Consider the following 9621-nt stretch of genomic DNA (forward strand, 5'->3'; position numbering starts at 1 on the left):
CGCGCGCCTCCACCAGCACCAGCTGGCCGCAGGCGGCGGCCATGCGCGGGTCGCCGGCGGAGGCACCGCGCGGCGCGCGGCCGCCGCCCGGCAGGTAGCCCTGCATGAGGACATTGATCATCGGCACCGTCAGCGCCTCGCCCAGGCTGCCGATGATCTGGCGCGGCACGGCGCTGACGAGGGCCAGCGCGTGCAGCTCGGCATGCGCGGCCATCGCCGCCGCCGTGTGCGGCTCCAGCCGCACATCGGCGTCGAGGAACAGCAGATGCGTGCCCCGCGCGGCCTCGGCCAGCAGGGCGCAGCCATGCACCTTGCCGGTCCAGCCCGGCGGCAGGGGGGGGGGCGGAGAGCAGCCGCACCCGCTCGTCGCGGGCCGCCCAGGCGCGCACGCGGGCGGCGGTGTCGTCGGTGCTGCCATCGTCGATCACCAGCAGCTCGATGGCGACATCCTCGCTGGCCAGCGCCGCCTCCAGGCAGGCATCGATCTGCCCGGCCTCGTTGCGCGCCGGGATCAGCAGCGAGACCAGGGTGGCCGGGGAGGGGGTGCCCTCGGCGCGGCGCAGCGCCAGGAGATTGGGCAGGCCGATGGCCAGCGGCAGCGCCGCCAGCGCCAGGGAGAGCGAGGCCAGGATCATGCGGCGGCCGGGCGCGGGGCGGGGGCGGTCACCGCCGCCCCCCCTGCTCGTGGCGCGGGTCGAAGCGGCGCCCGGCCAGGGCGGCGCGCGCCCGCCGCCACAGATCATAGAAGCCGCCCATGCCCTCCCGGCCCTGCTGCACCACCTGGAAGCGGGACGGGTCGCGCGCCATGGCATCCGCCGCCAGGCGGTCCATCGCCGCCTGCAGCGCGCCGGCCAGCGCCGCCTCCCGCTCCCCCCGAGGCATGGCCTGCAACGCGGCGCCTGGCAAGGGCGGGCCGAAGGCGGCCAGCATCTCGGGCTTGCGCTCGCCCCAGAACGGGTATTCGAGGGCCAGGGGCAGGAAGCTGGCCTCTGGCGCCAGCTCGGCCAGCCGCGTCAGGCCGGGGGCGATCGGCACCGGGCGCTCGCGCGGGTCGCAGAAGCGGCCGGGCGCGTTCATCCACAGCATGTCGCCATTGTGCAGCGTGCGCGCGGCGATGCGCAGGAAGACCACGGCGCCGCGCGCGCTCTCCTGCTCCACCCCGAACACGCCCAGGCGGCGCATGAAGCCGTAGCGGGCGAGCGCCGCCGCCTCCATCGGGATGAACATGCGCCGACCGGGGAAGAGCCGGCGGGAGAGCAGCATGAAGGCCACCCCGTCCCACCAGGAGGGATGGTTGGCAAAGACCACCAGCGGCCCTGGCGGGACCTGCGGCAAGCCCCACAGGGCCACGCGCAGCGCCCGCATGTGGCGCCGCGCGAAGCGGCTGAACATGAACTCGAAGAAGGCCATGTGCCGCGCCGAGTAGAGCGCGGCCGGCCCATCCGGCACGGCGTCCGGCGCCGCGCCCCGGGGAGGCGCCGGAGGCTCTGGCGGTGGCGCGCTCATTCGGCCGCCAGCGGCACTCCGCGCGCGCCGGCCAGGCGGGCGGCCTCGCCCATGCCGCGGCCGCCCAGATCCTGGTCGAGCGAATCGGCCGCGATCCAGCCGGACATCATCACCATCGGCATGCCGGGGCCGGGATGCGCCGCACCCCCCGCCAGGTACAGCCCCTTCACCGCGCGGGAGCGGTTGCCGGGCTTGAACGCCCCGGTCCACACGCCGTGGCTGGCCAGGCCATAGATGGCGCCGTCCAGCACCTTGTAGCGCTCATGGATGTCCTGCGGCGTCAGCGCCTGCTCGACCACGATGCGCTCCTCGATATCCTCCATGCCCGCCGTGCGCTTCAGCTTGTCGAGGATGGTCTGCCGGTAGGCGGGCAGCATCTGCGTCCAGTCCTGGCCGGGGCGCAGATGCGGCGTGTGGACGAGGACATAGAGCGCCTCGCCCCCCTCCGGCGCCACGGTCGGGTCGGTGGCGGAGGGCGCGGCCAGATAGGCGGTCGGGTCCGGCGCCGGGATGCCCTTCCTGTAGATGGCGTCGAACTCCTCCTCCGCGTCGCGGGAGAAGATGAAGTCGTGATGCGCCAGGTGCTCGTAGCGCCTGTTCAGCCCGAGATAGAGCACGACGCCCGAGCAGGCGGGCTCATACTTCTTGCGGCTGTACTGCGCGGCGGCGCGGCCGCCCACCAGCTCGCCATAGGTGCGGATGGAATCCATGTTGGAGATGACGGCGTCGCAGGCGATGCGCTCGCCGGTGGTGGTCTTCACCGCGCGGGCGGCGCCGTTCTCGATCTCGATGCCCGCCACCTCGACGCCCGTGCGCAGATCGGCGCCGAGATCGCCGGCGAGCTTGGCCAGCGCCTCGGCCACCGCACGGGTGCCGCCCTTGGGATACCAGACACCCTCGGAAGCCTGCATGTCGCCGATGCCGCAGAGCACCGCCGGCGCCAGATAGGGGGAGGAGCCGACATACTGGCAGTAATGGTCCAGCATCTGCGCCAGCCGCGCATCCGGCACATGGCCGCGGATCACCTTGGCGACGCTCTGCCCCATGCGCAGCGCCATCACGTCGCGCAGCGTGTCGGGGCGGAAATTGGCCTTGAAGTCCAGCGTGTCGCCAATGCCCTCGACCGACTTCCAGAAGAAGAACTTCTCCGAGACGTCGTGCAGATGGGTCGCCACCTCCTGGAAGCGGCGATAGCCGGCGCCATTGCCGGGGGCGAAGCGATCCATGCTCTCCGCCATGGTGGCGACGTCCTGCATCAGGTCGATCGCCGTGCCATCCTCGAAGAAGCAGCGCCATTGCGGGTCGAGGCGGATCAGCGGCAGATCCTGCGCCTGGTCGCGCCCAGCCTCGGCGAAGATGCGGCGCAGCACGCGCGGCATGGTCAGGATGGTCGGGCCCATGTCGAAGCGGAATCCGCTATTGGCGCCCGCTGTGCCGGCGGGCAGGTTCAGCACCGCCGCCTTGCCGCCCAGCCAGGGATTCTTGTCGAGCAGCGTGACGCGATGCCCGCGGGCCGCCGCCACCGCGGCCGCCGACAGCCCACCCAGCCCGCCGCCGATCACCACCACATGCGAGACGCTCATGCCACCATCTCCCTCCCGGACGCCTCGCCCGGCATCGGCAGGGCGGTCGAGATGCCGCCCAGCCCCAGATCCCGCGACAGCAGGTCGGCGCTGATCCGCGCCCCCTCGTAGATCACCGGCAGGCCGCTGCCCGGATGCGTGCCGCCGCCCACCAGATACACGCCTTCCGTGTCGCCGAAGCGGTTGCCGGGGCGGAAATTCAGCATCTGCCGCAGATCATGCGCCAGGTTGAAGGTGGCGCCGAAGCCCACCGAGAATTCGTCGCGCCAGTCGAGCGGCGTCACCATCCGCTCGTAGCGGATGCGGGCCTCGATGTCGGGCAGGCCCAGCGCCGCCAGCCGCCGCAGCGCCATGGCGCGGAATTCCGATGCCTTGGCCCGCCAGTCGGTGGTGCCGCGCAGATTGCCCACCGGCACCAGCAGATACAGGCTGGAATGCCCCTCCGGCGCCATGGAGGGGTCGGTCGCCACCGGGTTGTGCAGGTAGAAGGAGGGCTCGGCCGGCGCCAGCCCCGCCTCGATCTCGCGCAGATTCCGCTGGTAGTCCTCGGCCAGCAGGATGGTGTGGTGGGCGAGCTCGGGGAAACGCCCCTCGACGCCGAGATACAGCATGAAGGTCGAGCAGGAATAGCGCGCGCCGGCGATGCGCTTGTCCGACCAGCGGCGGCGCAGCGCGTCGGGGATCAGCTGCGGCGCGGCATGGGCGAAATCGGCGTTCATCACCACGCCATCGGCGGCGAAACGCTGCCCGCCGGCCTCCACGCCCGTGGCGCGGCGGCCGTCGAAGGCGATGCGCTCGACCGGCGTGTCGAGCCGGATCTCGACGCCGAGGCGCTCCGCCACCCGCGCCATCGCGGTCGCCACCGCGCCGCAGCCCCCCATCGGGTGGAACACGCCGTGCTCGTATTCCAGGAAGGAGAGGATGGTGAACAGGCTGGGGCAGCGGAACGGGCTCATCCCCAGATACTTGGTCTGGAAGGAGAAGAGCAGCCGGGTGCGCGGGTCGCGGAAATGCCGCTTCAGCTCGGCATCCACCGAGAGGTGCGGGCGCAGATGCGGCAGCGCCTTCAGCATGTCGGGCGCGAAGAGATCGGCGGCGGAGGAGAAACCGCGCTCCAGCACCGGGCGGAAGGCGGCCAGCTTGGCGCGGTTCTGCTCCATGAAGGGGCGCAGCGCGCGGGCATCCTCGGGGTCGAGCTTGGCGATCTCGGCCGCCATGCGGTCGAGGTCTGGCGTCGCATCCAGCACCGGTCCGGCGCCGCCGCCGAAGACCAGCCGGTATTGCGGGTCGAGCCGCACGAGCTCCACCTCGCGCCGCAGATCGGCGCCGCAACTCGCAAAAATCTCCTCCAGGATGCGCGGGTAGAGGAAGAAGGTGGGGCCGAGGTCGAAGCGGTAGCCCTCGGGCGTCGTCAGGGTGCGGCTGCGGCCGCCGACGACGCTGTCCTTCTCCAGCAGCGTCACCCGGGCGCCGCGGGCGGCGAGCAGCATGGCGGCGGCCAGGCCGCCGGGCCCGGCGCCGATGACGGCGACCTGCGCGCGCTGCGCCCGGAGGGCCGGGGCCGACAGGGGTCTATTCATGCCGGTTCAGCGATCCTCGCAGAGATGAGATGTGTTCTACCGCAGATGAGCGCGTCCCGAAACTTGCCAAGAGGTTTCCGGCTCATGTCCTGAGCGCGCCGTCAGGCTCCGGCGTGGCCGCTTGGCCCAGCCCCTCTTGGCCTATCCCCCTGGGCCGGAGCGCAAGGGTACGGTTGGTTTCCCTCCCGTCGCGGCCTTGACCGGCAGCCGAAAGAATCAGGCGGCCTGGGCGGAGGGGGGGCGGTCGTCGTAGCCGCGCGGGTGGGCGGCGCGCCAGGCATGGGCGGTGCGGACGATCTCCTCCAGGCCGGAATGGCGCGGGGTCCAGCCGGTCTCGGCGCGCAGCTTCGCGTTGGAGGCGACCAGCACGGCCGGGTCGCCCGGGCGGCGCGGGCCGATGCGGTGCGGCACCTTGAGGCCGGTGACGCGCTCGACCATGTCGATCACCTCGCGCACCGAATAGCCATTGCCGTTGCCGATGTTGTAGCGGGCGCTGGGGGCGCCGGCGCAGAGCCGGTCCATCACCCGCAGATGCGCGTCCGCCAGGTCGGTGACATGCACATAGTCGCGCACGCAGGTGCCATCCGGGGTCGGGTAGTCGGTGCCGAAGACGGTCAGCTCCGGCCCGAGGCCGAGGGCGGCGTTGATCGCCAGCGGGATCAGGTGGGTCTCGGGGTTGTGGTCCTCGCCCAGCCGGCCGCCGGGGTCGGCGCCGGCGGCGTTGAAGTAGCGCAGCGCGGCGGAGCGCAGCCCATGCACCCGGCCGGCCCAGTCCAGCCCGCGCTCGGCCATCAGCTTGGACTCGCCATAGGCGGAGGCGGGCAGCAGGGTGGCGCTCTCGTCGATCGGCACGCGGTCGGGGAAGCCGAACAGGGCGGCGGTGGAGGAGAGCACGAAGCGCAGGCAGCCGGCCCTGATGGCGGCGTCCGCCAGGTTCAGCGTGTTGGTCAGGTTCTCGGAGAGGTAGCGCAGCGGGTCGCGCATGCTCTCCCCCACCAGGGAGAGGGCGGCGAAGTGCAGCACGCCGTCGAACGGTCCGGTGGCGAAGACCTCGGCCAGCCGGGCGCGGTCGGCGAGGTCGGCCACCACCAGCTCGGTCCCGGCCGGCACGGCGGCGCGGTGGCCCTGGCGGAGGTCGTCGAGCACCACGACCTCGTCGCCGCGCGCGACCAGGGCGAGCACGACATGGCTGCCGACATAGCCGGCCCCGCCGGTGACCAGGAAGCGTGCCATCACGGGATCCCTTGGCTGGAGAGGCGCATCATCGCGCAGGCTGCGCCGCAGCGCACCCGCAAAAGGCCGCGTCGCGCGGCCGGAGCATAGGCGGGGTGACGCGGATCGCCCCGGGGCGCGGCGGCGGTGGAGAGAGGTTTTCCGTCAAGGCGGCGTGAGGCTAGAGGGCCAGTTCCACCAGGACGGGAACATGGTCGCTGGCCTGGGTCCAGCCGCGCGCCGCCTTGTGGATGTGGTGGCGGCGCAGCGACCCGGCCAGGTCCTGGCTGACCCAGACATGGTCCAGCCGGCGGCCGCGGTCCGAGGCCTCCCAGTCCCGCGCGCGGTAGGACCACCATGTGTAGACCTTCTCCGGCGGCGGCACGAAATGACGGATGGCGTCGTGCCAGGCGCCGGCCTGCTGCCAGGCCGTCAGCGCCGCCACCTCGACCGGGGTGTGGGAGACCACGTCGAGCAGCTGCCTGTGGCTCCAGACATCGCACTCCAGCGGCGCGATGTTGAGGTCGCCAACCATCACGGCGCGCTTCGCGGGGCCGCGGGCGGCGTTCCAGGCGGTGGCCTCGGCGACGAAATCCAGCTTGTGGGCGAATTTCGGGTTGGCCTCGCGGTCGGCGATGTCGCCGCCGGCGGGGACGTAGAAATCATGCAGCTCCAGCCCGCCCGGCACGTCGAGATCGACGCCGACATGCCGGCAATCGCCCTTGGCGCACCAGTCGGGATCGTCCTGGCGCGGCGCGAAGGGCAGGCGGGAGAGGATGGCGGTGCCGTTGTAGCCCTTCATGCCGCGCACCGCGCGATGGGCGTAGCCGAGTGCCGCCAGCGGCTCGTGCGGGAACAGCTCGTCCGGGCATTTGGTCTCCTGCAGGCAGACCACATCCGGCTCCAGCTCCTGCACCAGCCGCGTGAGCAGCGGCATGCGCAGGCGGACCGAGTTGATGTTCCAGGTGAGCAGGCGAAGATTCGGCATGGCGCTACCTAGCGCCGGAGCGGCGCCGGTCAAAGCCGGGATCGGGGCGGATTGTTGTCCGACCGCCGCGGGGTCCCGAGACGGCGGCGCGGCCCGCCGGCGGCACAGGGCCGCGCGCGGCGGGCCGCGCTGCAAGGGGCTGAAAAGACGGCGCCCGGTCTGGGGGAGACCGGGCGCCTGGGGGGGGTGTCATTCCAAGGGGGAATGGTCGGGTGAGCCGGAGGGGTGCCGGTCCATCCACGGAGAAACATGGCATCTCCGTGGAGGAATATAAGCATTTTCTCCCACAACTCAAAAACGTTTGATCGAAAAAGATTGGCTCCAGGTGTGTCTATTCGGCCGCAAGCGCGGGCGCGGCGGCGCGGGCGGCGGCGAAGCGCCGGGCGGCATCGCCGAAGGCCTCGAACAGGCGGCGGGAGAGGGGATCCTGCGCCCAGTCATATTCCGGGTGCCATTGCACGCCGAGGGCGAAGCCGGCGGAGTCGCGCACATGGGCGGCCTCCACCGTGCCGTCGGGCGCCCAGGCCTCGGGCACCAGGCGCGGCGCGGCCTGGCGGACGGCCTGGTTGTGCAGCGAGTTCACCGGCACCGCGTCGGGCGACCAGCCGAGCCCCTGCCAGCAGCGCGCCAGGGCGGCGTCGGGCAGCACGCGCACGGCGTGCGCCTTGCCGGTGCGGATGCGGGGCAGCGGCTGGTCGGAGGGGGTGGAGTGGTCGAGCCGGCCGGGCAGGTCCTGCACCCGCTGGTCCAGCGTGCCGCCGAGCGCCACGTTCAGCTCCTGGAAGCCGCGGCAGATGGCGAAGAGCGGCAGGCCGCGCTCCAGCGCCGCGCGGATCAGGGGGAGGGTGGTGGAGTCGCGCGCCGGGTCCTCCGGCGTGCCTTCCAGGTGCGGCGGGCCGGCATAGAGGCCGGGCTGCACGTTGGAGCGGCTGCCGGTCAGCATCAGCCCGTCCAGCCGGGGCAGGATTTCCGCCACCACATCCTCGCCGGCGGCGGGGATCAGCAGCGGCACGCCGCCGACGGGGCCCAGCACCACCTTGATGTAGTGGTCGGAGACGGCGTGGTTGGGCATGGCGAAGGCGCCGAAGGCCTTCATGCAGCAGGGGATGCCGATCAAAGGACGCATGCGGGAAAGGTCGCGCCGGGAGGTGGCGCGATCAAGGCATTATTCCCGCATGCCGGTGGCGGCAGCCCCGCCCGTGGCGTGGGGCAGGGCGGCGGTATCGGCTAGCGCCCTTCGTTGTCGAAGAAGGAGGGGTCGTTGAAGGTGAAGAGGCGGCGGGGCAGGGCCATGCCGGTCTCGATGGCGTTGAGCGTCACGCGGGTCTGGCGGCCCTGGCTGTCCACCACCACCCATTGCCGCAGTTCCATCGGTTCCTCGGCGAAGACCAGGGTGAGGCTGCCCTCGGAGGGGGCGTCGCGGCGGCGGACGGTGACCTGGAGGAAGCCGCCCTGGCGCTGCACGCCCATCACCTCGATATCGCCGCCGAAGCTGATGCGCGGCCGCAGCAGGAAGGCGAGCGGGGTGGAGGAGACGGGGACGATGCTGGGCTGGCGCAGCTCGCGGTCGTAGTAGAGGAACTGCCCGTCGGAGGCGACCAGCAGCAGGGGCTCGGGCGGGTCGTAGTCGAAGCGCATGCGGCCGGGGCGGGCGATGAAGGCGGTGCCTTCGGCCGAGCCGCCATTCTGGGCGATCTGCAGGAAGCGCGCGCGCAGGGTGGTGATGCCGTTCAGATAGGTCTCGGCGCGGGCCAGCAGCGCCTGCTGGTTGTTGGCCTGGGCCAGGGCCGGCAGGGGCAGCAGGGCCAGGCCGGTGGCGAGAAGGGTGCGACGCTGCATCGGGATCTTTCGGCTGGCGTGGTTGGGGCGGGGCTGTTGCGTCTCAGCGCAAGGCCGCGCCCCGGGTTGCCTGCTGCGGATGTAATGCGCGCCCGCCCCGGCTTCCAGCGCCCCGCCCGGCCGGGAGCCTGCGGCAGCCTGCCAGAAGAAGATGATGGGGGTCTGGGGGAAGAATTCCTTCTTCCCCCAGCTCACATCGGCCCGTCCTTGACCGCCGAGGCGTTGAGCGGCGGGAAGCGCCGCGCGTCGGGCAGCTGGTAGTGCCACCATTCCAGCCTGTAGTGGTCCCAGCCCGCGGCCGTCATCAGCCCGAGCAGCAGGGCACGGTTGCGCTGGTCCTCGACCGGCACGCCGGGGTGGCCATGGGCGCTTTCCTCCTCGGTGGCGTCGAAGGGCGTGCCCATGGGCAGTTCGGCGCCGGTCGTGGCGTCGCAGAGGGTGAGGTCGACGGCGGCGCCGCGCGGGTGGACGCCGCCGGCGCGCGGGTCGGCGACGAATCGCTTGTCCTCGACGGCGTGCCAGAGCGCCCATTGCGCCTCGATCGGGCGGAAGGCGTCGAGGATCTTCAGCCGCAGGCCGAGCCGTGCCGCCGCGTCGCGCGCGGCGAACAGGCGCTCGCGCGCTTCCGGCAGCAGCAGGGCGACGGGGCGGGTGTAGATCGGGCGCCCCGTCAGATTGTCGGCGGTGGCGTAGCGGAGGTCGAGCAGGACGCCATCGGCGTCGGTCACGGGGAGCAGCATGGCGGCATCCTGCCATCGCCGCGCGGTTCCGTCGCCGGCCGTTCTGGCCTATGAGCCGCGCATGCGGATCCTGGCATTGGACGGCGCGCTGGCGCGGGCCTCGGCGGCGGTGTGGGTGGAGGGGCGCGTGGCGGCCTCCGCCCTGGCGGAGGGGGCGCGCGGCCAGGCGGTGG

7 protein-coding genes and 3 pseudogenes are annotated in these 9621 nt (G+C 72.4%); all 10 read right to left on the reverse strand.

Annotated elements, in window-relative coordinates; genetic code table 11:
* A pseudogene (locus HMPREF0731_RS26125) lies at positions 1-310 on the reverse strand (glycosyl transferase); the annotation flags it as partial.
* Positions 311-404: 94 nt separating this feature from the next.
* A pseudogene (locus tag HMPREF0731_RS26490) lies at positions 405-743 on the reverse strand (glycosyltransferase family 2 protein); the annotation flags it as partial.
* Positions 664-1449 (reverse strand): lysophospholipid acyltransferase family protein, encoded by a 786-nt coding sequence (locus HMPREF0731_RS07610; RefSeq protein ID WP_007003490.1) that lies wholly within the window; start codon positions 1447-1449, stop codon positions 664-666. The gene HMPREF0731_RS07610 and the pseudogene HMPREF0731_RS26490, both read right to left, overlap by 80 nt.
* Before the next feature lie 53 nt (positions 1450-1502).
* Positions 1503-3131, reverse strand: a pseudogene (locus HMPREF0731_RS07615) (phytoene desaturase family protein); the annotation flags it as partial.
* Positions 3086-4669, reverse strand: coding sequence for a phytoene desaturase family protein (crtI, locus tag HMPREF0731_RS07620; protein ID WP_007003492.1), 1584 nt, complete (start codon positions 4667-4669; stop codon positions 3086-3088). The pseudogene HMPREF0731_RS07615 and the gene crtI, both read right to left, overlap by 46 nt.
* Positions 4670-4885: 216 nt before the next feature.
* A complete protein-coding gene (gene galE / locus HMPREF0731_RS07625; RefSeq protein WP_007003493.1) occupies positions 4886-5902 on the reverse strand; it encodes a UDP-glucose 4-epimerase GalE in 1017 nt (338 codons plus the stop codon).
* Positions 5903-6062: 160 nt separating this feature from the next.
* The gene (locus HMPREF0731_RS07630) at positions 6063-6869 is read right to left on the reverse strand and encodes an exodeoxyribonuclease III (protein WP_007003494.1); all 807 of its coding nucleotides are present in this window, start codon (positions 6867-6869) and stop codon (positions 6063-6065) included.
* A gap of 331 nt (positions 6870-7200) precedes the next feature.
* Complete coding sequence (locus HMPREF0731_RS07635) at positions 7201-7995, reverse strand: gamma-glutamyl-gamma-aminobutyrate hydrolase family protein (RefSeq protein ID WP_040612530.1); 795 nt, start codon at positions 7993-7995, stop codon at positions 7201-7203.
* Between the two features lie 101 nt (positions 7996-8096).
* Positions 8097-8708, reverse strand: coding sequence for a LolA family protein (locus HMPREF0731_RS07640; RefSeq protein WP_040612532.1), 612 nt, complete (start codon positions 8706-8708; stop codon positions 8097-8099).
* 191 nt (positions 8709-8899) lie between these two features.
* On the reverse strand, positions 8900-9448 hold the full coding sequence (gene ddpX / locus HMPREF0731_RS07645) for a D-alanyl-D-alanine dipeptidase (RefSeq protein WP_007003497.1): 549 nt from the start codon (positions 9446-9448) through the stop codon (positions 8900-8902).
* Positions 9449-9621: the final 173 nt, after the last annotated feature.

This window comes from Pseudoroseomonas cervicalis ATCC 49957, from assembly GCF_000164635.1.
Classification (GTDB): Bacteria; Pseudomonadota; Alphaproteobacteria; order Acetobacterales; family Acetobacteraceae; genus Pseudoroseomonas; species Pseudoroseomonas cervicalis.

What these genes read in the sequence shown, in the direction of transcription:
- crtI (WP_007003492.1), bottom strand. Translation starts at nt 4,669, where the DNA reads ATGAATAGACCCCTGTCGGCCCCGGCCCTCCGGGCGCAGCGCGCGCAG.
- galE (WP_007003493.1), bottom strand. Translation starts at nt 5,902, where the DNA reads ATGGCACGCTTCCTGGTCACCGGCGGGGCCGGCTATGTCGGCAGCCAT.
- HMPREF0731_RS07630 (WP_007003494.1), bottom strand. Translation starts at nt 6,869, where the DNA reads ATGCCGAATCTTCGCCTGCTCACCTGGAACATCAACTCGGTCCGCCTG.
- HMPREF0731_RS07635 (WP_040612530.1), bottom strand. Translation starts at nt 7,995, where the DNA reads ATGCGTCCTTTGATCGGCATCCCCTGCTGCATGAAGGCCTTCGGCGCC.
- HMPREF0731_RS07640 (WP_040612532.1), bottom strand. Translation starts at nt 8,708, where the DNA reads ATGCAGCGTCGCACCCTTCTCGCCACCGGCCTGGCCCTGCTGCCCCTG.
- ddpX (WP_007003497.1), bottom strand. Translation starts at nt 9,448, where the DNA reads ATGCTGCTCCCCGTGACCGACGCCGATGGCGTCCTGCTCGACCTCCGC.